This is a genomic window from Streptomyces sp. NPDC049879, from assembly GCF_044461265.1.
Taxonomy (GTDB): domain Bacteria; phylum Actinomycetota; class Actinomycetes; order Streptomycetales; family Streptomycetaceae; genus Streptomyces.
Genome location: NZ_JBITKT010000008.1, coordinates 62,540 through 85,681 on the forward strand (window position 1 = coordinate 62,540; position 23,142 = coordinate 85,681).

Here is a 23,142-nt window from a genome sequence, read left to right on the forward strand (position 1 = left end):
CGCGGATGCCATGCCGCCCGGGCGACGGCGCGGCCGCGGGCGAGGTGGCAGGAAAGCGACCGTGAATTGCCTTCGCAGACGGTTTGCGCTTCCGTCCATACGGGGCGGCCGTGCCGCGCCGACCAGCCTTTCTCATGATTCGGTCAACTCATGGACGGCACGATCGTCGCTGATGCAGACTGAGCGAGCAAATGGACCACTCCGTACGGTCGTTCGGCAGGCAGCCCCACTGACGGAGACCATCACCCCGCGGCCTCCGGCCGACCGACGAGGGAGTCTCCCATGATCGATCTGAGCTTCACCGTCCACGACGTGGTGGCCAGGGCGGGTGTGGACCCGTGGCAGGCGCGGGCGGACTTCGTCGAGAAGATCGACACGGAGCAGATCGCCGACCTGGCCGCCCAGTACACGCGCAGCGGGGAAGAGGCGAACGGCGCCGACGAGATGTCCCGGCGTGCGTCGGAGCACGCGGCCGAGGCGGGCGAGGCGGACGGTTCCCCGCTCGCCGACGGCGAGGAACGGTCCGGCGAGACGGCCAGGAACCTCCAGGACGGCGGCGAGGAGATGTACGACGTCGCCTACTGGATCAGGAGGAGCGCGGACGGCGCCGTCCGGGCCGTCGACGCGGTGAAATGGGTCATCGACGAGCCGCAGAACGGCCTGGACGCCATAGTGCGGGCACACGAGGCGGACGCGACGAGCGCCTGGCAGAAGCTGGAGCAGCAGCGGACGGACGCTGTCGCCGAGCAGGAGAAGAAGCGCGAGTCACGGCGCCAGACCATCACCCTGTCGGCCGGCGGGCACCTGGTGAAGCTCGAACCCCGGCACTACTCCACCGGCACCGTGTACCCGCACCTGAACCAGTCGGCCGCCGACGGCATCGTGGAGCAGCAGATCGCCGCCCTCGCCAGGGCGGCCCGCGCGGCATACACGCGGATCAAGGAGGTGATCGACGCCTACCACGCCGAACTGGCGCGCTACGCCGGTGAGCTGGGCAAGCGGGGGTACGACCTCGACGGGGGGTCGTTCAAGCTGTTCACGGACCCGGGGATGGCCGAGTTCCTGGGCAGGAAGCTGCACGAGGAGCTGTCGAGCGGCAGTGCGGACCCCAACATCGTCAAGTTGTACACCGAGGGACTGGCCGCCATCCTCGGCGGCATCGTGGACGGGAACGGCGTCCCCGGCGCACGCCTGACCGGGGACCAGCGCGACTACCTCTCCACGCTGCTGGGCGCGCTCACCATGAGTGATCTGGCCGCGCTGGGACGGTTCGAGCCGGGCACGGGTCTGGGCAACTCCTCGGCGGCGGGGGTGCAGAACGCGGTCATGGCGCGCGTCGCCGACGCGATCAACCTGCTCATGGACCCGGGCGCGGGCGGCTATGACGTCTCGGACAAGAACGGGATGAGCCACGTGCCCTCCGGTGTGCGGAGCATGCTGGAAGTCGCCAGGCACACCGACGGCCTGCATCCGCTCGTCGACTACCTGCCCGGCTGGGACGCCTTCGGCAAGCTCATGTCGCACGCGAGCGTCGTGCCCGGCGACTCCTGGGGGCGGTACGTCGCGGAGAACGCCCTGGACGTGCAGCAGGCCGTGATGAACCAGTACCTCAGATCCATCGTGCACAACGTCGAGCCGAGCACGGGGAGCAGCGATCTGCTCGGCATGGTCGCGCGCAACGGCGGGCTGAGCGCGGACCTCCTGAACGACGCCGACTTCTTCGACCGCCTCGCGGAGACCCGCTGGACGGACGCCACGGGGGCGGGCAAGCTGCTCACCAGCGGGACGACGATCCCACCGGGCATGAGCGCGAACAGTCCGGCCGCCAAGGAGTACATCGACGCCGCCTACCACGTCCTGACCTACTCCGCCGACCACCCCGATTTCATGCTCGGCAGGAGCGACAGGTTCACGGACGAGCAGTTCGACCACACCGCTCTGCGCGCCGCGCTGGGCGGCGTCATGGGCGACTACATGGATGCCATCTCCCAGGTCGGGACGGAGAACAGGCTCGGGTCGGACGACCGCGACCTGTTCGGCAAGAACTTCGCCTATTCGTTCGACATAGACATGTCCACGCGGAACACCCTCTTCGCCCTGATGCGGGCCGGGGACGAGACGACCTGGGGGAATTTCGTCGACGAGACCACACAGTGGGCACACCGGCGCGCCGCGGAGTCATTCGGCCGGACGGAGGGCGAGCTGACCGAGACCGCCGACTTCGAGTACATCGGCAGCGTCATGGGCTCGCTCGCCAACACGGAGGCCTTCCACGGCGCGCAGGACTTCGCCAAGCCGCAGTACACCGCCGAGCGGTCCATCGCCGCGGCGCTGGGCACCGCGGCCACCGCCCTGCGGTACGGGACGCCTGCCGGGGTCGCCACGAACGTCGTCGTCTTCGGCATAGGGCAGGTGGCCCACCACATGCTGTCGGACGAGAAGAAGGACCTCTTCTCCGAGCAGTGGGACGTCAACGAGTTCGGGCGCTCCCCGATGCTCATCACCCTCGCGGACGCGGTGGTGGAGTCCGACTTCCGTGGTGCGGGAACCAGTGTGCCCACCGACCGGCGCGAGAACCTGCACATGGAGCACGGCCTGGAGAACGCCAAACACGCGGCGGTCAACATCGGCGGCCGGTACGCGGAGCCCTACTTCCGCGCGGCCGAGCGCGCCTTCGACCGGGCCAGCCAGTACGAGTCCCTGAAAGACTGACCCGGGCGGACGGCGGCCGGACCGGGTGTGCCCGCGCGGGGGCCGGGCGGTGTGTCAGCCCATCGTGCGGTCGAGGTTGGTCGCGGCGCTGATGAGGGCCAGGTGGGTGAACGCCTGGGGGAAGTTGCCGAGGTGTTCGCCGGTGAGGCTGATCTGCTCCGCGTACTGGCCGACGTGGTTGGCGTAGGTGAACATCTTCTCCAGCGCCAGCCGCGCCTGGCCGATCCTGCCGGTGCGGGTCAGCGCCTCCACCCACCAGAAGGAGCAGATGGAGAACGTGCCCTCCGCGCCGCCGAGTCCGTCCGGCGCGAGGGCCGGGTCGTAGCGGAACACCAGCGTGTCGGCGACCAGTCCCTCCGTGATGGCCTCCAGCGTCGAGCGGAAGCGCGGGTCGGTCGGCGAGACCAGCTTGACCATCGGCATCAGCAGCAGCGACGCGTCCAGCAGCGGACGCCAGGAGCCGTCCTCGCTGTCGCGCAGGCGCTGGACGAACGCGCCGGTGTCCGGGTCCCAGCCGCGGTCCATGATCTGGCGGTAGATGCGGTCGCGGACCGCCATCCAGCGGCTGAGGTCGCCCGGCAGGCCGCGCTGGCGGGCCATCCGGACCATGCGCTCGACGGCGACCCAGGACATGACGCGCGAGTAGGTGTGGTCCTGCTTGCCCGCGCGGGTCTCCCAGATGCTCTCGTCCGGCTGGTCCCAGTGGCCGAGGAGCCATTCGAGGACGCCGCACAGGTCCGTCCAGCTGTCGTGCGAGATGCCGGTGCCGTACTTGTTGAACAGGTAGATGGAGTCGACGAGTTCGCCGTAGATGTCGAGCTGCAGCTGGCCGGCGGCGCTGTTGCCCGTGCGGACGGGGCGTGAGCCGCGGTAGCCGGCGAGGTGGTCCAGCTCCTCCTCGGGCAGGTCGGCGTGGCCGTCGATGGTGTACATCACGCGCAGCGGGCCGCCGTCCTCGCCCGCGCCGGTCTGCCGCAGGCAGCGGGTCAGCCAGCCGATGAACGCGCCCGCCTCGTTGGTGAAGCCCAGCCGCAGCAGCGCGTACAGGGAGAAGGCCGCGTCCCTGATCCAGACGTGGCGGTAGTCCCAGTTGCGCTCGCCGCCGAGGCGCTCCGGCAGGCCGAGGGTGGGGGCGGCCACGAGGGCGCCGCTCGGCTCGTGGGTGAGGAGTTTGAGGGTGAGCGCCGAGCGGTTCACCATCTCGCGCCAGCGCCCGGTGTAGCGCGACTGGCTCAGCCACTTGCGCCAGAACGCGACGGTCGCCTCGAACAGTTCCTCGGCGTCCTTCTCGTCCACGGCGGCCTCGGCGGGATCGCCCGCCGTGTCGAGCACGAACAGCGCCGACTGCCCCTCTCCCAGCGAGAACTCGCCCCAGGCGTCGGTGTCCCGCAGGTGCAGCGGGATGTCGCTGAGGAGGGTGAGGGTCTGGGAGTCGCCGACGAAGCGGAGGCCGCCGGGACGGGTCTCGACGCGGTGCCGGCCGCGCCCGTAGTCCATGCGCGGTGCGATCTCGACGCGCATGCGCATCCCGCCGCGCACGCTGACGACGCGGCGGACGAGCCGCTGGCGGTGGCCGGTGTCCCGCTCGCGCAGGACGGGCATGAAGTCCTGCACCTCCACCATGCCGTCCTCGGTGAGCATGCGGGTGATGAGGATGTTGGTGTCCGGGAAGTAGAACTGCTGCCGCGACGCCACGTCGCACTGGGGCGCGATCACCCAGTGGCCGCCCTTGTCCGGGTCGAGGAGCGCGCCGAAGACGCTGGGCGAGTCGAAGCGCGGCGCGCAGAACCAGTCGATCCTGCCGTCGGTGCCCACCAGGGCGGCGGTGCGCAGGTCGCCGATCACGCCGTGCTCGGCGATCGGCAGGTACGGGGGGTCGAGGGGCCTCACGCGTCCCCCACCGCCCAGCCGCGTCCGCCCGGCAGCCGCAGCGCCGCGTCGGGGCCCCACGAGCCGCGGGCGTACGGGAGCGGGTCGGGGCGGTGGCGCAGCACCGGGTCGCACACCTCCCACAGCCGCTCGATCTCGGCGGCACCGGTGAAGAGCGTCTGGTCGCCGCGCATCGCGTCGAGCAGGAGCTTCTCGTAGGCCTCCAGCGGGACCGCGCCGCCGAAGTCGTCGTCGGAGCGGAAGGTGAACGTGCCGCGTCCCAGGCGCAGTTCGGGTCCGGGGCGTTTGGCGCGGAGGTGGAGGGCGACGACGGGCTCGTCGCTGAGTTCGAGGGACAGCTCGTCGGGGCACTCGGGGCGTGGCGCGTCGCCGAAGAGGGCGTGCGGCGGGCTGTGGAAGCCGACCGTGACGACGCGTTCCGACCTGGCCATGTGCTTGCCGGTGCGCAGGAGGAAGGGGACGCCCTGCCAGCGCCAGTTGTCGACCCAGGCGCGCAGGGCGACGAAGGTCTCGACGTCCGAGTCGTCCGCGACGCCGTCCTCGTCGCGGTAGCCCTCGTACTGGCCGAAGACGGTCTCGGCCGGGTCGAACGGGCGCAGCGCGCGGTAGACCTTCAGCTTCTCGTCGCGCAGCTCCTCGGCGGCGATCCTGGCGGGCGGTTCGAGGGCGACGAAGCCGAGGATCTGGCACAGGTGGGTGGAGACCATGTCGCGGAAGGTGCCGGTGGACTCCATGAATCCGGCGCGGCCTTCGAGGCCGAGGTCCTCGGGGACGTCGATCTGGACGTAGGCGATGTGCTCGCGGTTCCAGACGGGCTCGAACACGCCGTTGGCGAAGCGGAGCGCGAGGAGGTTCTGCACCGCCTCCTTGCCGAGGAAGTGGTCGATGCGGAAGACCCGTTCCTCCGGGACGATCCCGGCGATGGCGGCGTCGAGGGAGCAGGCGCTGGCCAGGTCGCGGCCGAAGGGCTTCTCCATGATGAGGGAGGCGTCCTCGGCGATGCCGGTGGCGCCGAGCATGCGGACCATGTCCTCGGCGGTGGAGGGCGGCACGGAGAGGTAGAGCAGGGTGCGGCAGCGGTCCCCCGCCTCCCGGCGCGCGCGGCGCACGGCGGCGGCGAGGTCCTCGCCGTCGTCGGCCGAGGAGGCGACGAAGCCGATGTGCGGGGCGAAGGCGTCCCAGGCGGCCTGGTCCCAGGCGTCCGGGGCGTACTCGCGTACGGACGCGCCGAGGCGGTCGCGGAACTCCTCGTCGGTGCCGGGCGAGTGGCGGCCTGAGCCGATGACGCGGAAGCGGTCGGGCAGCATGCCCGCCCGGTGGAGGCGGAACAGGCCGGGGAACAGGTTGCGGCGTGCCAGGTCGCCGGTGGAGCCGAAGATGACCAGGACCTGGGGGTCGCCGGGGGCGGCTGGCGAGGAGTGATCGTCGGCGGTCATGGTGGGGTCGTCTCCCTCTCGTGCGCCGGGTGCTGACCTCACCTTGCGCGCCGCGGGGCCGTCGGCCAACGGAACCCGCCGGAGCGGGCGCCGGGGTCACCGGCTTGCCGCTCCGCAGGGGACGGGGGGTCAGCCTCGGGGGCGTGCCCAGTTGTCGCCGAGCCAGCCCTCGTGGCTGAGGAGCAGGGCGATCAGGGCGGCCGTCACACGCGGGTCCCACTCCCCCGCCACCTCGGTCAGCTCGAAGTCGCGGCCGCCCGACGCCCAGTCGAGGACGACGCCCTCCGCCGTGCGCCATTTGGTGCGGCGCGGCGGCCTGGCGACGTCGCCGCCGAGGAGCGCGGCGAGCAGCAGGAGGAGCTGGATCGGGGAGATGAGCCACCAGACCGTCCACCAGAAGGGGTTGCCCTTCCTGCCGGTGGCGGACCGGCCGTCCGCCGTCTCGACCGTCCAGCGGGCGCGGCGCAGGGCGGAGGCGGGGACGCGCGTGACGCGGGCGAGCGGTTCGCCGGCGGCGCCGAGCACCTCGTAGACGGCCTGGCCGTTCGGCCCGGCGGCGCGGGTGACGACGTCGGCGAGCTTCGCCGTGCGCTGCCGGTCCTGCCACAGGGTGAACGCGCGGACGCCGCGCTTCCATTCGCCTTTCGCGGCGGGCGGGGACCAGACCTCGGGGCAGGCGAGGACCTGGGCGGCGTACCGCCGCCGTGCCTCCCTGTCGGGTGCCACCCAGATGGCGTGGCGCACCCCGCCGTCCGGGGGCCCGGCGCCCCGCTTGTCCTTCTCCGCGCCATCCGCCGTCTGCAGCCACAGGATCTTTCCCACGCCTGGACCCTACTCGAACGCGCGCGCGGTTCTCCCCTGCATGTGTTCGACATGCTGTGGATGCCCTCCCGTCACGTCGCTGACGGTATGTTCGGGCACGGCGGCGGACCGGTACGCACGGGGGTGGACGGCGCCGGGCCGTCGTGCCCGCCGCACCGGCCGGTGCGGTGTCCCGTTCGACCGAGAGAGAGTCCATGCCGCCGACGATCCGCAGGGCCGTCATCCCTGCCGCCGGGCTCGGTTCGCGTCTGCTGCCGCTGACCAAGGCGACACCCAAGGAGATGCTGCCGGTCGGTGACAAGCCGGTGATCGAGCACACGGTGCGTGAGCTGGTGGCGTCCGGCGTCACGGACATCACCATCGTCGTCTCCGGGGGCAAGTCCCTGATCCAGGAACACTTCCGGCCCAACCCCGCCCTCGTCGAACGGCTGCGCGCCGACGGCAAGACGGCGTACGCGCGGGCCGTCGAGGAGGTCGCCGACCTGGCACGGGAGGGGCACATCACCTACCTCGACCAGCACGGCCCCTACGGCAACGGCACGCCCGTGCTCAACGCGGCCCGGCTGTCCGGGGACGAGCCGATGCTCGTCCTGTGGCCCGACGACGTGTTCGTCGCGGAGGTGCCCCGCGCGCAGCAGCTGATCCGCGCGTACGAGGCGACCGGCTGCCCCGTGCTGGCCCTGATGCCGATGGACCCCGGGGACTCGCGGCGCTACGGGGTGCCGATGGTGAAGGAAGACCTCGGTGACGGCCTGCTGCGGATCAGCGGGCTGGTCGAGAAGCCGGAGCCGGCCGCCGCGCCGTCCGCGTACGCCGCGATCGGCGGCTACGTCATCACGGCCGGGATCGTCGACGAGTTGCGGGAGCAGACGGCGCGCTGGTACGAGCACCGCGGCGGCGAGATCTACCTGACGGACGCGATCAACGCGTACGCGTCCGGCCGTGCCGTGTACGGGCAGGTGATCTCCGGGCGCTGGTACGACACGGGCAATCCGGCGGACTACCTCGTCGCGCAGATGGCCTCGGCGCTGGCGCATCCGGAGTACGGTCCCGTGCTGCGCCGCCTGGCGCGCGACCTGGACGGGACGGCAGTGTCGGAGGGCTGACGGTGCGGCGGGCGCGGAGCCGGCGGGTCCGGCCACGTGCCCGCCGCGCCGCCGCCGGTGGGCGGGGTTCCCCTTGACGGGGCGGTGGAGCGGGCCTAACTTCCCCTCAGCTTCTCGTTCATGCACGCGAATCATGTTCAGTCACGTGAACTTCCCGACACCGGAGGACACCTGATCATGCGCACGCGCACCCTCACCGCCACCTCGCTCGCCGGCCTGCTGCTGGCCGCGGGCGCCCCCTCCGTCAGCGCCGCCACCGCCGCCCCGTCCGCCGGGGCGGCGGCCGTCGTGGAGGTCGCTACCGCCGACGAGCTGGAGGACGCCCTCGCCTCGGCCGCGCCGGGCGACACCATCCGCCTCGCCCCCGGCACCTACCGGGGCAACTTCGACGCGACGGTGGACGGCACGGCGTCCGCGCCCATCACCCTGACGGGGCCCGCGACGGCGGTCCTCACCGCCGGAGGCGGCTACGGCCTGCACCTCGACGGCAGTTCCTGGTGGAACGTCAGCGGCGTCACCGTGACGGGCGGTCAGAAGGGCATCGTGCTCGACGACGCCGACCACGTGCACATCAGCGACGTCACCGTGCACGGCCTCGACATGGAGGCGGTCCACTTCCGCGACTCCAGCTCGGACGGCTCCCTCACCGGCTCGCGCGTCTACGACACCGGGCGGAACGGCCGCGGGATGGGCGAGGGCGTCTACGTGGGCAGCGCGGGCGGCACGGACGACCGCAGCGACCGCGTCCTGATCCAGGACAACGTCCTCGGCCCCGGCATCGGCGGCGAGAACATCGACATCAAGGAGGGCACCACCGGCACCCGGATCATCGGCAACACCTTCGACGGCAGCGGCCTCACCGGCGCCAACTACGACGACTCCTGGGTGGACATCAAGGGCAACGACGTCCTCGTCCAGGACAACACCGGCACCCGCACCACCAACGACGGCTTCCAGACCCACGAGGTGCAGGACGGCTGGGGCTGCGGCGCCGTCTTCCGGAACAACCACTCCGACCTCACCGGCGCCACCGGACCCGACCGCTACGCCATCAACGTCACCCACTACGACGCCGAGGACTGCCCGGTCACCATCGACGCCGACAACACCGTGACCGGCGGCAACGGGCTGGCCAACCCCGGCGTCCCGGTGGGCGGTCCGTCCGGGCCCACCGATCCGACCGACCCGACCGACCCGACCGACCCCGGGGACCCCGGCCCGCAGGGCGGCTGCACGGCGGCGCACCGCGTGACCGGCACCTGGTCCGGCGGTTTCAAGGCCGAGGTCACCGTCACCAACACCGGCGACGCCCCCATCGGCGGCTGGACCGTCGCCTGGGACCTCGGCACCGCCAGGATCGCGAGCCTGTGGAGCGGCGTCCACACGCTGGACGGCTCACGGATCACGGTCACCGACGCGTCGTGGAACGGCGCCCTCTCCCCCGGCGCGACCGCGGCCTTCGGCTACACGGCGGACGGCGCACCGCCCGGCGGCGCGGTCGGCGCCGTGTGCGCCGCCGGGTGAGACGCGTCCGTCCGCACCATCCCGCAGAGCTGCTCGACCTGCGGGTGCCACGGCCGGTCCGCCGGGCCGGTGAGCAGCAGGACCCGTTCGGCGCGGGGCGTGAGCGGGACCATGACGAGGCCGTCGCCCAGCATCGTGTGGGCGAGCGACGGCATGACGGCGACGCCGAGGCCCGCCTCGGCCATGCCCAGCAGCGTGGCGAGGGTGTGGACGCGCTGCGCGGGCCGGTAGGGGACGCCGGCCAGCGCGTGGAGCGCGGAGATCTGCGGCTCGCAGCCGCCCGAGGAGACGAGCAGCGGGTCGTCGGCGAGGTCGGCGAGGCGGACGGAGGGCTCGGCGGCGAGGGGGTGGTCGCGGCGGAGCACGGCGCGGAAGTCGTCGCGGGCGAGGGGGACGGCGCCGGGGTGGGGCCGTTCCGGGTCGATGAGGACGGCGGCGTCGACCGTTCCCGTGCGCAGCCAGTCGGCCAGTTCGGCGTCGTCCCCCTCGAAGAGGCGCACGTCGAGCGCGGGCAGGCGCGCCTTCCAGCGCCGCAGGAGGCCGGGGACGAGGCGGTGGGCCGCGGTGGGCGCCGCAGCCAGCCTGACGGTGCCCGTGGCGGCCTCCGCGTGCTCGCGGGAGACCCGTGCCTCCAGCGCGCGGGCCGCCGCCTGCACAGCGCGCGCGTACGGGAGCAGCGCCTCGCCGAACGCGGTGGGGGCGACGGCGGGGCCGCGCTGGAGCACCGGCGCGCGGACCTCGCGCTCCAGGGCGGCGACGGTGTGCGAGACCGCCGACTGGCTCATGCCGAGGTGGTCGGCGGCGGCGCTGAAGCCGCCGTGGTCGGCGACCGCGAGGAACACGTCCGCCTGGCGCAGCGTCACGGCCATGAGGTCAGCTCATCTCTCCATGAGAGTCATGTGTTTGCCACATAGGGCCAGCGTAGACCAGGCTCGGGGGCGTCGGAACGGAGCGTGCGGGACGTACGGGAGGAGCGCGGGGTGGGCCGGGGTGGCGGAACGGGGGCGACGGGCGCGGGGTATCTGGGGGCCGCGGCGGCGTGGAGCGCGAGCTTCCTGTTCATCAAGGTCGCCGTGGGGGTGCTGTCCCCCGGCCAGGTCGTCGTAGGGCGGCTCGTCCTCGGCGCCGCGACGCTCGCGGTGGTCATGGCCGTCACGGGGCGGCCATGGCCGCGCGGGCCGCGGGTGTGGGCCGAGCTGGCGGGCATGGGCGCGGTGCTGTGCGTCGTGCCGTTCCTGCTGTTCTCCTGGGCGGCGCGCGACCTGCCGTCGGGACTGTCCAGCATCTACAACGCGGCCACCCCTGTCGCGACGATGCTGGTGGCTCTCGCGCTGCTGCCGGAGGAGCGGCTCACGCGGGCGAAGACCGGGGCCTTCCTGACGGCGGCGGCGGGCGTCGTGCTGGTCGCCGCGCCGTGGAGCGCCGCCGGTGACCTGGGTGGCGGCCGGGCGCTGACGGCCCAGCTGGCGTGCCTCGGCGGAACCGTCTGCTACGGGCTCGGCTTCGTCTGCACCCGCCGGTTCCTGCGGCGCACGCCGTACGACGCCGTGACGGTGACCGCCGGGCAGATCGGCGCGGGCGCGCTGCTGTCGCTCGTCCTCGCGCCGTTCGCCGCGTGGGGGCCGGTGCGGCTCACCCCGGCCGCCGGTGCGGCGATGCTGGCGCTCGGCGCGGTCAGCACGGGCGTCGCGTACATCTGGTACGCGCGGGTGATCGACGCGTGGGGGGCCACGCTCGCGTCCACTGTGACGTATCTGACACCGGTGGGCGGCGTCGTGCTGGGCGTACTGGTGCTGCGGGAGGAACTGGCCTTGCGGGAAGTGGCCGGTGGGGTGGTCGTCGTCCTCGCCGTGCTGGTGGGGCAGGGGCGACTGCGGATGCCCGGGAGGCCGCGGAGTACACGTCCGGAGGACACCGGACACGTATCAGGCGGTATACCGGACGGTGCGGGACAAGAGGGGGAGGAGAGACAACGGCCGGTACGACGGAGGTGAGCGCGGTGGACCGCACCGACGGGCAGCGCGTGGTGGTGGGTGTCAACGGATCGCTGGGCAGTATGACGGCCCTGCACAGGGCGGCTGACGAGGCGCGCCGCCGTGGCGCGTCCCTGATGGCGGCGCTGGCGTGGACCGTGCCCCTCGGGGGGATGCGGCGGCCGGGCCCCGAAGCGCAGGCGGACGCGTTCCGGCTGGCGGCGCGCGACCAGCTGCGGGGGGCGCTGCGCGCGGCGTTCGGCGGGATGCGCATGGGGGTGCCGGTGGAGGCGGTGGTGATCGAGGGGCAGGTGGGCGAGGCGCTCGTCTCGCTCGCGGACCGGCCGGACGACCTGCTCGTCGTCGGCACGGGGCGGCGCGGGCTGTGGCGGCGGCTGACCGGCCCCTCGCCGTCGCGCTACTGCCTGGCGCACGCGGGCTGCCCGGTCCTCGCCGTGCCGCACGCGCCGCTGCACGACGACCTCGACGCGTTGCGGCAGCTCGGACGCCGTGGGGCCGGGCTCGGCGCGTTGCTGCCGGGGCCCCGTACGCCGCACTGAGGCGGCGCGGCCGGGCGGCCGCCCGAGGCATCCCGTGCGGCGCGGATTGACGGCCGCGCCCGACGCCTCTACAACCCTGGACGAGAGCGCTCTCACCCCTGAGACGTCCGGGTCCCCCCGGACCCGGACGTTTTCCTCCACCGTCCAGGAAGGCGTTCCCCCATGGCCTCATCCCGCACCGCTCCCCCGGGCGCCCGAAGACTCGGGCCGCGACCGGCGGCCAGGACCCTGCTGACGGCAGCGGCGGCGCTGATCGGCGTACTGGCCGCGCTGCTCGCCAGCCCGGCGAACGGCGCCGTGCCGTCCCGGCCCGGCTGGACGCTCCAGTGGAGCGACGACTTCACGGGCGCGGCCGGCTCCCTGCCGTCCGGCACGAACTGGCAGATCGACACCGGGCACGGCTACCCGGGCGGCCCCGGCAACTGGGGCACGGGCGAGATCCAGAACTACACCAACTCCACGAACAACCTCAGCCTCGACGGCGGCGGCAACCTGCGGATCACCCCGCTGCGCGACGGGGCGGGGAACTGGACGTCGGGCCGCATCGAGACGCGCAGGGCCGACTTCAAGGCACCGGCGGGCGGCGTGCTGCGCATCGAGTCCCGCCTCCAGATGCCGAACGTGACCGGGCAGGCCGCCCTCGGCTACTGGTCCGCGTTCTGGGCGCTCGGCGCGCCCTACCGGGGCAACTACTGGAACTGGCCGGCCATCGGCGAGTTCGACATCATGGAGAACGTCAACGGCATCAACTCGGTGTGGGGCGTGCTGCACTGCGGCGTCAACCCCGGCGGCCCCTGCAACGAGACGAACGGTCTCGGCGCGAGCCGCCCCTGCCCCGGCGCCACGTGCCAGTCGGCCTTCCACACGTACAGCTTCGAGTGGGACCGCTCCTCCACGCCCAACGCGCTGCGCTGGTACGTGGACGACCAGCTCTTCCACACCGTGACGCAGACCCAGGTGGGCGCCGCGACCTGGGCCAGCATGACCGATCACGCGGGGTACTTCATCCTGCTGAACGTCGCGATGGGCGGCGGCTTCCCCGACGGCGTCGCGGGCCACGCCACCCCGACCGCCGCGACCGTCCCCGGCCGCCCGATGGTCGTGGACTACGTGGCGGTGTGGACCCGGGGCGGCGGCGGTGGCCCCACCGACCCGCCGGACCCGCCCACCGGGGAATCGACGTTCTACCTGAGGTCGGGCGGCGCCCTGAACGCGGCGGCGGGCTCGGCCGGCTCGGCGACGGTGGCGTCGGCGGGCGGCGCGAACCACGACGGGACGCCGTCGCAGCCGCAGACCTTCACCGTGTCCAACGTGAGCGGCGCGTACACGGGCGCGGCGACGGTGTTCGACCTGTTCGCCGACTCGGGCACGACCGTGGGCAACGGGCAGCAGGTCCGGGTCTCGTACGACCGGACCGGTGACGGCAGTTGGGACCGCACCGAGACGTACCACTACTTCGCCACCGACCCGGTGCCCGGCTACGAGCACTACCGGCAGACGGCCGGGCTGCGTGCGTCCACCGGGAGCCACGGCGACCTGGTGAACGGGCGCGTACGCGTCGAGGTGTGGAACGCCATCGGCAACGGGACGAGCACCGTGGGCATCGGCAACCAGTCGGTGATCACCATCCCGTTCGACTGACCCGTCCGGCCGACCCGTTCGGCCGGCGGCGGCGCGAGCCGTGCCGCCGTCCCCTCGCCGGGGGCGGCGGCGCGGCGGGCGCGGGTCAGGAGCCGTTGACGAGGTCCATGTAGTAGTCCCAGTCCCAGTTCGGGCCGGGATCGGTGTGGTCGTTGCCCGGCACCTCGACGTGGCCGATGATGTGCTCGCGGTCCAGCGGGATGCCGTAGCGGTCGGCCAGGTGGCGCGTGAGGGCGGCGGACGAGCGGTACATCGCGTCGGTGAACCACGCCGGGTCGTCGACCCAGCCCTCGTGCTCGATGCCGATGCTGTACGCGTTGCCCGAGCGGGCGTGCCAGGCCGTGTCGGCGTCGCGGACCATCTGTGTGACGTCGCCGTCCGAGGAGCGGACGAGGTAGTGCGAGCTGACCTGCGACGCCGGGTTCTGGAACCAGCTGATCGACCCCGCGTACCAGCCCTGCATCACGTGGACGACGATGGCGCTGATCTGCTGCGTGCGGCCCGCCCGGTAGTTCTGCGCGCTGGCGGGGACCCAGTGCGCGGCGGGGTAGTCCGCGCTGAGCGGCCCTGGTGCGGCGTCGGCGTACGTGCCCAGGTCCGGGTCGACGGAGCGCGGGCCGACGGCGACGGTCTCGCCGCCGTCCACGCGGGCGCTGAGGCCGCTGCGCAGCAGGTCGTAGACGGCGTCGGCGTAGAGCCTCGCGGCGGTGGCGTCCTCCGCCGCTCCGCCGCCCCCGCCGCCGTATGCGGCGACGGCGGTGTACCAGGCGTCGAGGTCCTCGCGTTCCGACGGCTTCATCCCGGCCGCGTCGGCGGCGAGGCGCAGGAGGGCGGCGCCGCCGCGGATGTTGGCGGCCGTGTCGCCGCGCAGCAGTCCGGCGGGCAGGCCGGTCTCGGCGGCGGCCTCGTCGAGGGTGCGGCGGGTGGGGTTGTCGACCAGGTGCATGACGCCGTAGCCGTTGGCGTGGCTGGGCAGGCCGTCGTGGTCGTCGAGGCGGGTCTCGCCGTAGCCGACGGCGACGAGGAGGTCGCGCGGGACGTCGTACGCGGCGGCGGCCGAGGCGAACGCGTCGTTCACCGGTGTCGCCGACTCCTCGGCGGCGACGGGGGGCGCGGTGGCGAGGACGGTGGCGAGGACGGCGGTGGCCAGGGGGATCAGGCGCAGGCGTCGGCGTGGGGCGGATCGTCCGGACATGAGGCTCCGATCGGTGGAGGCGGATGCGTGGCGTCCCGGTGGGGCCGGGCGCGGCGCCGGGTCCACACTCGACGCTGCTACATGCCCATGTCAACGAGGCGGGCCGCACGGTCCGGCGCACCACGCCGATCGGCTCCGCCCGCGCCACCCTCCGGCATTTATTTCACAGGTGTAATACCTGTTAACGTGGACAGCATGCCCTCCGCCCTCACGACCCCCCGCCGCGCGCTCCTGCCGCCCCTGCCCGTACGGGCCTCCCTGCGCCTGGCACGGCCCTCGGACTCCTGGCACAAGCGGGCGTTCAGCGTCGTCGCGGCGGCGGGCGTCCCGCTGGCGGTGCTGCTCGCGGCGGGGCGCCTGGACCTGGCGGTGTACACGATGGCCGGTTCGCTGTGCGCCCTCTACGGGCACGACCTGCCGTACGCCGCCCGCGCCAGGACCGTGGCGTGGGTCGTGGCCGGGATGACGGCGGGGTCGGCCGCCGCGCTCGCCACCGCGTCGGCGACCGGCTCGGTGCCCGTGCTGATCGCGGTCGGCGCGCTGCTCGCCGCCGCGCAGAAGACGGTGTGCGACGCGGTGCGGATCGGGCCGCCGGGGGCCGTGATCCTGACGTTCATCAGCTCCGCCTGCCTCTTCTCCCCCCAGCCGCCCGGCCGCCTGCCGGAGCTGGCCGGGCTGACGGCCGGGGCCGGGGCGCTGGCCTGGCTGGTCACGCTCGCCCCGGCGCTCGTACGCCGCGACGGCCCGGAGCGGCGGGCCACCGCGCGGGCGCTGCTCGGCGCGGCGGACCTCGTCGCCGCCCGCACCCGCGGCGGCGCGGACACCGCCCGCGCGTCGCGGAGGGCCGCGGGCACCGACTCCGCCGCCTGGCACACGCTGCTGACCGCCCGCCCCGGCGACGGCGGACGGCACGCCCCGCTCCTGCGCCTGCTGCTGCACGGCGAGGCGGTCGCGGCCGACCCGTCCGCGGGCCCGGCCGACGCGGAACGGCTGCGCCACTGGGCACGGCTGCTGCGACGGCGCGGGCCCGTACCCGTGCCCCCGGACCCGGACGGGACGGCCGAGCGCCTGCTGCGCGTCGAGGCCGAACTCGCCGGGGCCGCCGGAGCCGCCGGGGAGGGGCGGGGGGCGGGCGCGCTGCGCGCCGCCCTCGCGCCCGGCTCGCTCCTGCTGCCCGTCGCGCTGCGCACGGCGCTGGGCTGCGCCATGGCGGGCGGCGCGGCGGCGGCACTCGGCGTGGGGCGTCCCTACTGGGCGATCGTCACCGCCGCCGCGCTCTACCAGGCCAACGTCACCCTGACCTGGAGCCGCGCCCTCCAGCGGACGCTGGGCAACCTGCTGGGCGTCCTGGTCTTCGCCGCCACGGTGCCGCTGGAGCACCAGGGGCCCGTCGCCCTGGCGTGCTGCTGCCTGGCCTTCGCCTTCGTGACCGAGGCGGTGATCACCCGCAACTACTGGGCGGGCAGCCTGTTCGTGACGCCGATGGCGCTGCTGATCTGCGAGTTCGGCACGCGGCAGGAGGCGGGCGGGCTGGTCGCGGACCGCGTGCTCGACACCCTGGCGGGCGCCGCCTTCGGTCTGCTCGCCGCCGCCGTCGTCACCAACCGGCGGGCCGGGGCGCGCGTCGGCCGGCTGGCCGGGCGCGCCGACGCCGCCGGGGCCGCGGTCGAACGGCTGATGGCCGCCCCGGACACCGCACCGGCCGCGCTGGAGGCCGCCAGGCGCGACCTCGCCGCCGCGCTGGCCGCGCTGCGCGCCGCGGCCGACACGGCGGGCGGCGAATGGGGGCACCGACCCGCCGCCGCGGCGGACGTGGCCCGCGCCGAGGCGGCGGGACACCGTACGCTCACGGCGGCGGTACGGCACCGCGTCCGCCAGGGACGGAACGGAGAGCACGCAGCACGATGAACGCCCCGAACGACGACACGGTCGCCGTGGTCGTGCGCCAGTGGCAGTCGGTCGCGCCCGGCATCGACACCGGGCCGATGGAACTGATCGGCCGCGTCAACCGCTGCGCCGCCCTCCTCCAGCAGGCCGAGGAGGCGCCGCTGCGGCGCGAGGGCCTGACGCGGGCCGAGTTCGACCTGCTGGGCGCGCTGCGCCGCACCGGGCACGACCTCAGTCCCGGCGAGCTGGTCAGGGAGACGTTCTCCTCCGGCGCGGCCGTCACCAAGCGGCTGCGGCGGCTCCAGGAGCGCGGCCTGCTGGAGCGGCGCGGCGACACCCGCGACCGGCGCGCCGCGCAGGTGCGGCTGACCGGCGCGGGCCGCGCCCTGGTGGACCGCCTGATGCCGGAGCAGCTCGCGTACGAGCGGTCGGTCATCGGCGGTCTCGGCGAGGACGAGCGGCGCGAACTCAGCGCGGGCCTCGCCCGGTTGCTCGGCCAGCTGGAGGGGCGGATCGGCCGCCCGGTCGAGGGCGGCCGCGGGGCGTGACCCGCGCGGCTCAGGAGCCGTCGCGGAGGCGGACCAGGGGGCCGTCCCAGGAGTGGTACGGGCGGTGTCCGCCGTGGCCGGGGGTGACGGCGGGGGGCGGTTCGGCGCGGACGGCCGCCGTCGCGGCGGCGGCGGCCGCGCTCGGGGTGCGGCCGTGCCGGATGGCGTTCCCCGCGCTCAGGCCGTGGCCGACCTCGCGCGCGAACCTGATCAGCGGTCGCAGCAGCGGACCCATGCGTCCCATCGGAACCTCCAACTATACTGGTCTGTGAAGTTGGCACGATGCTAGGTATACAGACCTGTGAAACGCAAGGGGTGCACGGTATGACCGCTGCCACGACGGGCGGAGGCCGGCGTCTGACACCGGGGGCGCGGCGGATCCTGGACGTCGCGTCCGAGCTGTTCTACCGGCGCGGCATCCACGCGGTCGGCGTGGACACGATCGCGGCCGAGTCGGGCGTCACCAAGCGGACGCTCTACGACCGCTTCGGCTCGAAGGACGGCCTGCTCGTGGCGTACCTGGAGACGCGCGACAGGCGCTGGCGCGAGCAGGTCGCGGCGCGCCTCGACGAGATCGGGGACGGCGACCGGGCGGCCCGCGTCCTGGCGCCGTTCGACGTGCTGCCCGTGTGGCTGGAGGGGTCGGAGCGCGGGTGCAGCTTCATCAACGCCTTCGCCGAGCTGCCCGAGCCTGAGCACCCGGGGCGGCAGGTGGTCGTGGCGGAGAAGAAGTGGCTGCGCGACCTGTTCCACCGGCTGCTGACCGAGGCGGGCGCGCCCCGCCCCGCCGACCTCGCCGTGCAGCTGCTCAGCCTGCACGAGGGCGCCGTCGTCAGCACCTCGATCGCCGGGGAGGCCCGGGCGGCGGCCGCCGCGCGCGCGGCGGCCGCGCTCCTGCTGGACGCGGCGCTGGCCGCCCGCTGACCCGGCGCGGGCGCCGGGCCCGACGGCCCCCGGACTTCTTTCTCTGTTGCAGAACGGTGACAACCCAGCCCATGGCTTCACGCTCCATGAGGTGTCGGGAGCAGTGCCGTTCGACAGAGAGAGGGCCTCCGTGCGCGACCACCAGGACAGACGAGCGGGGAAGCGGAGCCGCGTCGTGAGCCGCCGGGGTGTGCTCGCCCTGGGGGCGGCGGGGATCGTCGGCGGCGTGTACCCGACCGCGGTCTCGGCGCTCGGCCTCACGGACCGGTCGCGCTTCGGGGCGGCGGAGCCCGCGCCGGACACGGGCGGCGGGACGCCGGAGCCGGAGGAGCCCGGGGAGCCGGCGGAGGAGGCGCCGAGCCTGGAGCACCCCCGCCTCATCGGCGACGGCTCCACCGCCGACACCGGCCCCCAGCCGCACCAGCCCGAGGCGCGGCGGCTCGCGGCGGGGGAACGTCCGCCGCAGTTCGTCGTCGTCTCCTGGGACGGGGCGGGCGCGCTGGACGACGGCCTGTTCGACCGGTTCCGGGGCGTGGCCGGGGACATCGGCGCGTCGATGACGTTCTTCCTGTCCGGGCTCTACCTGCTGCCCGAGGCACGGCGCGACCGCTACGAGCCGCCGCGCAACCCCCGGGGCGCCTCGGACATCGGCTACCTGTCCGACGCCCACATACGGGACACGCTCGGCCAGCTGCGCGCGGCGTGGCTGGAGGGCCACGAGGTCGGCACGCACTTCAACGGCCACTTCCTCGGCGGCGACGGCTCGGTCGCCCACTGGAGCGCGGACGACTGGCGCAGCGAGATCGCCCAGGCGAAGGCGTTCGTCACCGAGTGGCGGACCAACACCGGGTTCGCCGACGACGTGCCGCCGCTGCCGTTCGACTACGAGCGCGAGCTGACGGGCGGCCGCACCCCCGGGCTGATGGGCCAGGAGGCGCTGCTGCCGGTGGCCGCCGAGCTGGGCTGGCGGTACGACGCCAGCTCCCCCGGCGGCCTCCAGCAGTGGCCGGCGCAGCGGGAGGGCCTGTGGGACCTGCCGCTGCAGTCGCTGCCGTTCCCCGGCCACGGCTTCGAGGTCCTGTCGATGGACTACAGCATGCTGGCCAACCAGTCGGGCGACACGACGCAGGGCGACCCCGCCCGTTTCGACACCTGGCGCGAGGAGGCGAGGGGGGCGCTCATGGGCGGATTCGAACGCGCCTACACTTCCAACCGCGCTCCGCTGTTCGTGGGCAACCACTTCGAGCAGTGGAACGGCGGCGTGTACATGGACGCCGTCGAGGAGGCACTGCGGGAGATGGCCGGCCGGGACGAGGTGCGCTTCGTCTCCTTCCGGCAGCTGTGCGACTGGCTGGACGCCCAGGACCCCGGCGTCCTGGCGAACCTGCGCGCCCTCGGGGTGGGGCAGGCCCCGCCGGGCGGCTGGGAGGCCGTGGTGACGGCGTGACACGGACGCTCCTCCCGGGCGCGGACGCGGGGGCGGTCCCCCGTACGCGGCGGCTCCCGGGCGCGGATGCAGGGGACGGACCGGCGGCGAGGGCGGAACGGGTGCGGGACGAGACCGTGGGCGAAGGCGGGACGGGTGCCGGGGAACGGGCCGCCGAGGCGTTGTTCGCGGGGTTCTACCCGCGGCTGGCGGGCTGGTGCCGGGGGCTGGTGGACTCGGACGAGGTGGCCCACGACATAGCGTCCGAGGCGTTCACCCGCCTGTGGTCCCGGTGGTCCGCGGTGGACCGGCCGGAGTCGTACCTGTTCAGCGTGGCCGCCAACCTGGTCAAGGACCACTGGCGCCGCCGGGACCGCGAGCGGCGCGCGGCCCGCGACCTGGACGCGGTGCGCGAGGACTCCCCCGCGGCCGACCAGGGCCTCGCCGTCCGCAGCCTCGTCGAGTCGCTGCCCGACCGGCAGCGGGTGACCGTACTCCTCCACTACTACGCCGGGCTGCCGGTGGACGAGATCGCGTCCGTCCTGCGCCGCCGTCCCGGCACCGTCAAGAGCGACCTGTACAAGGCCAGGCAACGGCTGCGGAGCGCGTTGAGGGGATTCCATGACATCACCACATGACCCGCACGACGACCCGCGCGCCGCGGCGGGCGGAGGGGAACCGTCCGGTCTGGACGGGCTGTTCGCGGCGCCCGTGACACCGCTGCCGCCGCCCGCCGGGACGTTCGCCGCCGTACGGCGCCGGGCCGCCGCGCGCCGGCGGCGCCGGGTGGTCGCGGCGGGCGCGGCCACGGCCGTGTGCGTGGCCGGGGCGACGGCCGTCGTCGCGCTGACGCGGCCCGGGGATCCGCCGCCGGTGAGCGCGCCGCCGGTGTCCCGCTCGTCCGCCCCGGTGGACGAGGACGCGTCGGAGCGCGGGAGTCCGTCCCGCGCGGAGGCGCCCTCAGGCACGGGCGAACCCTCCGTGGAGGCGAGCGGTACGGGCGGCCCGGCCTCGTCCGACCCGGCGCCCGAGCCGTCCGGCGGCGGCGGCCAGGAGACCGGGACCGCCCCCGGCGCGTCCGGCGTCTGCGGGAGCGACCAGCTGGACCTGTCCATCGCCGCGACCGAGGGCGCGGCGGGTTCGGTGTACCTGACGCTGCGCTTCACCAACACGGGGGACGCCGCCTGCACGATGACGGGCTTCCCCGGTGTCTCGCTGGTCGCGGGCGACGGCGGCGAGCAGATCGGGGCCCCGGCCGAACGGGCGGAGACGGACGGCGCGCCCGTGCCCGTCGCGCTGGCGCCGGACGGCTCCGCCGTGACGGACCTGCGGGTCACGCAGGCGGCGAACCACCCCGCCGAGGACTGCGACCCCACCCCGGCGCGCGGCCTGCGCGTCTACCCGCCGGACGAGCGGGCCGCGCTGTACCTGCCGGACGACGCGCTGACCGGCTGCGCCGACGAGGACGTGTCCCTCCTGTCCGTGGCGCCGGTGCGCGCGGAAGGCGGCGCCTGACCCCCGGGTACGCCGCGGGCCCCGTGACGCACCGTGTCGCGGGGCTCACGCGGCGCCCGCCGGGCCGCCCCGGGGTGTGAGCCGGCGCACATGACGGCCGTCACATACGAAGCGCCTTAGTGGTTTGCGACCGCACTTACTCGACTGACCCCGGGACAGACCCCCGGGACAGGGTCTTTCGGCTACGGCGATGGCTCGTAGGTCCCATGGTTGTCCGGTTTCCGAACACCTGCTGAGAATGGCCGCTCGTCCGCATCCGCGACGTTCACCGCCCTTCTCTGCGAACGAGGTACCCCTCCCATGACCGCGACCCGCACCACCGGCACGAGCCGGATGTGGACCCGCAGGGCCTCCATCGCCGGCGTCGTCACCGCCGGCGCCGCGGCCCTGACCGTAGCCCTCGTCCCGACCCAGGCGTCCGCCGCCACGGCACCGGCGCGCGTGGCGACCCAGACCGACGCACCGATGGCGTTCCTGAGCGCCGCGCCCGGCAAGAACGCCATCGCGGTCAGCGACACGCTCGGCGGCACGCAGCACATCGTCGACCTGGCCCCGCGCGAGGCCCCGGCGGCGAAGGCCCCGGAGACCGTCGCGGACGCGGCGCCGGAGAGCGCCCCCGAGGCCGCCGCCGAGGCACAGCCCGAGGCACCGGCGCAGGCACCGGCCGAGAGCCTGGCCCCCGAGGCGAAGCCGGAGGCCGCCGAGGTGACCTACCCGGACAACCTGGACGGGTGGATACGCGAGGCGATGGCCATCATGAAGGAGCACGGCATCCCCGGCTCCTACGAGGGCATCCACCGCAACATCATGCGCGAGTCCAGCGGCAACCCGAAGGCGATCAACCTCTGGGACATCAACGCGCAGAACGGCGTGCCGTCGAAGGGCCTGCTGCAGGTCATCCAGCCGACGTTCGACCGCTACCACGTCGAGGGCACCCCGTACGACTTGTACGACCCGGTCGCCAACATCGTCGCGGCCTGCAACTACGCCGCCGACCGCTACGGCTCGATGGACAACGTGTTCGGCGCCTACTGATCCCGGTTCACGCGGACAGCGCGCGCGGCACGGCAGCGGCGACGGGTTTCCGTCGCCGCTGCCGTGTCCTGCTGTGCTGTGCTTGCCGTGCTGTGCCTGCCCGTCAGTCCCGGGCGCCGTCCTCGGCGGCGATCCGCTCGGCGTCGGCGACGACCTCGCGCGCGAACTCCCCGGCCAGGCGCAGCAGCCGGGCCGACGCGGGCGGGGTGCCGCCGTCCCGGTGCGCGAGCGCCGCGTGGATCAGGGCGCGCCGGTGCGGGGGGAAGAGGTCGAGGCCGTGGCGCCCGCCCGCCTCCTTCGTCACGATCTCGCCCGTCGCGACCGTGCGGTGCAGGCGTAGCGGCCCGAGGGTGCCCGTGGTGATCTCGGCGCGGAGCAGCGAGGGGGTGGCGGGGGCCCTGCCGTCCAGGGCGCGGCGTGCCCAGGCGCCCCAGTGCTCACGGAGGTTGGTGAGCGTCCAGGAGCGGAGGCGTTCCGGCTCCGGGTCGAGGCCGAGGAGGTATGGGGCGCGGCCGCGCAGGGTGATGCCGCGTTCGGCCAGGACCTTCCAGACGGCCGGGTTGACGTCGGAGCCGTGGCCGGGTCTGAAGGTGCGGCCGACGTGGGAGGCGAGCGGCCGGATGCGGGTGACCGGCGCGGTGAGGTCGGCCGCGTCGACGTACGCCCCGTTCACCGTGCCGGGCACGGTCGGCCGCGCGCGCAGCAGCGCCGAGCCGGCCGGTACGGCGTTGCCCGCGACGTGCAGGGCGCGCAGGCGGCGCAGGTCGCGGGCGTCGAGGGGGCCGTCCGTCGCGGCGATGAAGTCCGTGTCGCTGCGGCCGGGGCGCCAGCCTCCGAGCGCGGCCGAGCCGACGAGCCAGAAGCCGGTGATCCGGCCGGGGAGGAGCAGTTCGGCGGCGGCCAGGTAGCGGTTCGCGATGCCGATCGCCCGGCGGCTCACCGGGCGGC

At 74.3% G+C, this 23,142-nt stretch carries 20 protein-coding genes and 1 pseudogene; 14 read left to right on the plus strand and 7 right to left on the minus strand.

All coding sequences use genetic code 11. The features are described from left to right. Positions 1 to 282: 282 nt before the first annotated feature. On the plus strand, positions 283 to 2,712 hold the full coding sequence (locus ACIBPC_RS25185) for a hypothetical protein (RefSeq protein ID WP_398847739.1): 2,430 nt from the start codon (positions 283 to 285) through the stop codon (positions 2,710 to 2,712). Between the two features lie 54 nt (positions 2,713 to 2,766). Here the strand turns inward: ACIBPC_RS25185 and ACIBPC_RS25190 are convergent, their stop codons facing one another. The 3 genes from ACIBPC_RS25190 to ACIBPC_RS25200 form a co-directional block, all read right to left on the minus strand. Then, complete coding sequence (locus tag ACIBPC_RS25190; RefSeq protein ID WP_398847741.1) at positions 2,767 to 4,602, minus strand: glycoside hydrolase family 15 protein; 1,836 nt, start codon at positions 4,600 to 4,602, stop codon at positions 2,767 to 2,769. Continuing rightward, positions 4,599 to 6,038, minus strand: coding sequence for a glucose-6-phosphate dehydrogenase (gene zwf / locus ACIBPC_RS25195; protein ID WP_398847743.1), 1,440 nt, complete (start codon positions 6,036 to 6,038; stop codon positions 4,599 to 4,601). The genes ACIBPC_RS25190 and zwf overlap by 4 nt, the downstream gene beginning before the upstream one ends. A 129-nt stretch (positions 6,039 to 6,167) precedes the next feature. Next, positions 6,168 to 6,860: a hypothetical protein gene (locus tag ACIBPC_RS25200; RefSeq protein ID WP_362967155.1), complete on the minus strand. Its 693-nt coding sequence runs from the start codon at positions 6,858 to 6,860 to the stop codon at positions 6,168 to 6,170. A gap of 194 nt (positions 6,861 to 7,054) precedes the next feature. On the opposite strand from ACIBPC_RS25200, the gene ACIBPC_RS25205 reads away from it, so the two are divergent. The 3 genes and pseudogenes from ACIBPC_RS25205 (at position 7,055) to ACIBPC_RS25215 (ending at position 9,490) form a co-directional block, all read left to right on the plus strand. Continuing rightward, the gene (locus ACIBPC_RS25205) at positions 7,055 to 7,966 is read left to right on the plus strand and encodes a UTP--glucose-1-phosphate uridylyltransferase (protein ID WP_398847744.1); all 912 of its coding nucleotides are present in this window, start codon (positions 7,055 to 7,057) and stop codon (positions 7,964 to 7,966) included. A gap of 177 nt (positions 7,967 to 8,143) precedes the next feature. After that, a pseudogene (locus ACIBPC_RS25210) lies at positions 8,144 to 9,115 on the plus strand (right-handed parallel beta-helix repeat-containing protein); the annotation flags it as partial. A gap of 99 nt (positions 9,116 to 9,214) precedes the next feature. Beyond that, a complete protein-coding gene (locus tag ACIBPC_RS25215; RefSeq protein WP_398848047.1) occupies positions 9,215 to 9,490 on the plus strand; it encodes a cellulose binding domain-containing protein in 276 nt (91 codons plus the stop codon). Here ACIBPC_RS25215 and ACIBPC_RS25220 read toward each other — a convergent pair. After that, on the minus strand, positions 9,430 to 10,359 hold the full coding sequence (locus ACIBPC_RS25220) for a LysR family transcriptional regulator (protein ID WP_398847746.1): 930 nt from the start codon (positions 10,357 to 10,359) through the stop codon (positions 9,430 to 9,432). The genes ACIBPC_RS25215 and ACIBPC_RS25220 overlap by 61 nt on opposite strands. A gap of 84 nt (positions 10,360 to 10,443) precedes the next feature. On the opposite strand from ACIBPC_RS25220, the gene ACIBPC_RS25225 reads away from it, so the two are divergent. From ACIBPC_RS25225 to ACIBPC_RS25235, 3 genes are all read left to right on the plus strand, one after another. After that, positions 10,444 to 11,484 carry a DMT family transporter gene (locus ACIBPC_RS25225; RefSeq protein WP_398847748.1) on the plus strand — a complete coding sequence of 347 codons (1,041 nt, stop codon included), beginning with the start codon at positions 10,444 to 10,446 and terminating at the stop codon, positions 11,482 to 11,484. A 5-nt stretch (positions 11,485 to 11,489) separates the two neighbouring features. Further along, positions 11,490 to 12,023 carry a universal stress protein gene (locus tag ACIBPC_RS25230; RefSeq protein ID WP_398847750.1) on the plus strand — a complete coding sequence of 178 codons (534 nt, stop codon included), beginning with the start codon at positions 11,490 to 11,492 and terminating at the stop codon, positions 12,021 to 12,023. Positions 12,024 to 12,185: 162 nt separating this feature from the next. Then, complete coding sequence (locus ACIBPC_RS25235) at positions 12,186 to 13,664, plus strand: glycoside hydrolase family 16 protein (RefSeq protein WP_398847752.1); 1,479 nt, start codon at positions 12,186 to 12,188, stop codon at positions 13,662 to 13,664. Between the two features lie 85 nt (positions 13,665 to 13,749). Here ACIBPC_RS25235 and ACIBPC_RS25240 read toward each other — a convergent pair whose 3' ends face one another. Beyond that, the gene (locus tag ACIBPC_RS25240; RefSeq protein ID WP_398847754.1) at positions 13,750 to 14,859 is read right to left on the minus strand and encodes an N-acetylmuramoyl-L-alanine amidase; all 1,110 of its coding nucleotides are present in this window, start codon (positions 14,857 to 14,859) and stop codon (positions 13,750 to 13,752) included. Positions 14,860 to 15,054: 195 nt separating this feature from the next. Here ACIBPC_RS25240 and ACIBPC_RS25245 point away from each other — a divergent pair, with 195 nt between their 5' ends. Continuing rightward, positions 15,055 to 16,767 carry an FUSC family protein gene (locus ACIBPC_RS25245; RefSeq protein WP_398847756.1) on the plus strand — a complete coding sequence of 571 codons (1,713 nt, stop codon included), beginning with the start codon at positions 15,055 to 15,057 and terminating at the stop codon, positions 16,765 to 16,767. Further along, positions 16,764 to 17,294 (plus strand): MarR family winged helix-turn-helix transcriptional regulator, encoded by a 531-nt coding sequence (locus ACIBPC_RS25250; protein WP_398847757.1) that lies wholly within the window; start codon positions 16,764 to 16,766, stop codon positions 17,292 to 17,294. The genes ACIBPC_RS25245 and ACIBPC_RS25250 overlap by 4 nt, the downstream gene beginning before the upstream one ends. A gap of 10 nt (positions 17,295 to 17,304) precedes the next feature. Here ACIBPC_RS25250 and ACIBPC_RS25255 read toward each other — a convergent pair whose 3' ends face one another. Next, positions 17,305 to 17,538 (minus strand): hypothetical protein, encoded by a 234-nt coding sequence (locus ACIBPC_RS25255; RefSeq protein WP_362967171.1) that lies wholly within the window; start codon positions 17,536 to 17,538, stop codon positions 17,305 to 17,307. A gap of 80 nt (positions 17,539 to 17,618) precedes the next feature. On the opposite strand from ACIBPC_RS25255, the gene ACIBPC_RS25260 reads away from it, so the two are divergent. From ACIBPC_RS25260 to ACIBPC_RS25280, 5 genes are all read left to right on the plus strand, one after another. Then, positions 17,619 to 18,218, plus strand: coding sequence for a TetR/AcrR family transcriptional regulator (locus ACIBPC_RS25260; RefSeq protein WP_398847759.1), 600 nt, complete (start codon positions 17,619 to 17,621; stop codon positions 18,216 to 18,218). A gap of 175 nt (positions 18,219 to 18,393) precedes the next feature. Further along, a complete protein-coding gene (locus ACIBPC_RS25265) occupies positions 18,394 to 19,665 on the plus strand; it encodes a hypothetical protein (protein ID WP_398847761.1) in 1,272 nt (423 codons plus the stop codon). Positions 19,666 to 19,781: 116 nt separating this feature from the next. Next, on the plus strand, positions 19,782 to 20,282 hold the full coding sequence (locus ACIBPC_RS25270) for a sigma-70 family RNA polymerase sigma factor (protein ID WP_362967185.1): 501 nt from the start codon (positions 19,782 to 19,784) through the stop codon (positions 20,280 to 20,282). Then, positions 20,266 to 21,159: a DUF4232 domain-containing protein gene (locus ACIBPC_RS25275; protein WP_398847763.1), complete on the plus strand. Its 894-nt coding sequence runs from the start codon at positions 20,266 to 20,268 to the stop codon at positions 21,157 to 21,159. The genes ACIBPC_RS25270 and ACIBPC_RS25275 overlap by 17 nt, the downstream gene beginning before the upstream one ends. Before the next feature lie 300 nt (positions 21,160 to 21,459). Then, a complete protein-coding gene (locus tag ACIBPC_RS25280; RefSeq protein WP_398847765.1) occupies positions 21,460 to 22,194 on the plus strand; it encodes a transglycosylase SLT domain-containing protein in 735 nt (244 codons plus the stop codon). A 103-nt stretch (positions 22,195 to 22,297) separates the two neighbouring features. On the opposite strand, the gene ACIBPC_RS25285 is transcribed toward ACIBPC_RS25280, so the two are convergent. Continuing rightward, on the minus strand, positions 22,298 to 23,134 hold the full coding sequence (locus ACIBPC_RS25285) for a hypothetical protein (RefSeq protein ID WP_398847767.1): 837 nt from the start codon (positions 23,132 to 23,134) through the stop codon (positions 22,298 to 22,300). Positions 23,135 to 23,142: the final 8 nt, after the last annotated feature.

Coding starts and splice junctions, on each gene's coding strand:
- ACIBPC_RS25185 (WP_398847739.1), top strand. CDS start 283: ATGATCGATCTGAGCTTCACCGTCCACGACGTGGTGGCCAGGGCGGGT.
- zwf (WP_398847743.1), bottom strand. CDS start 6,038: ATGACCGCCGACGATCACTCCTCGCCAGCCGCCCCCGGCGACCCCCAG.
- ACIBPC_RS25205 (WP_398847744.1), top strand. CDS start 7,055: ATGCCGCCGACGATCCGCAGGGCCGTCATCCCTGCCGCCGGGCTCGGT.
- ACIBPC_RS25220 (WP_398847746.1), bottom strand. CDS start 10,359: ATGGCCGTGACGCTGCGCCAGGCGGACGTGTTCCTCGCGGTCGCCGAC.
- ACIBPC_RS25235 (WP_398847752.1), top strand. CDS start 12,186: ATGGCCTCATCCCGCACCGCTCCCCCGGGCGCCCGAAGACTCGGGCCG.
- ACIBPC_RS25240 (WP_398847754.1), bottom strand. CDS start 14,859: ATGTCCGGACGATCCGCCCCACGCCGACGCCTGCGCCTGATCCCCCTG.
- ACIBPC_RS25245 (WP_398847756.1), top strand. CDS start 15,055: ATGCCCTCCGCCCTCACGACCCCCCGCCGCGCGCTCCTGCCGCCCCTG.
- ACIBPC_RS25250 (WP_398847757.1), top strand. CDS start 16,764: ATGAACGCCCCGAACGACGACACGGTCGCCGTGGTCGTGCGCCAGTGG.
- ACIBPC_RS25255 (WP_362967171.1), bottom strand. CDS start 17,538: ATGGGACGCATGGGTCCGCTGCTGCGACCGCTGATCAGGTTCGCGCGC.
- ACIBPC_RS25260 (WP_398847759.1), top strand. CDS start 17,619: ATGACCGCTGCCACGACGGGCGGAGGCCGGCGTCTGACACCGGGGGCG.
- ACIBPC_RS25275 (WP_398847763.1), top strand. CDS start 20,266: ATGACATCACCACATGACCCGCACGACGACCCGCGCGCCGCGGCGGGC.
- ACIBPC_RS25280 (WP_398847765.1), top strand. CDS start 21,460: ATGACCGCGACCCGCACCACCGGCACGAGCCGGATGTGGACCCGCAGG.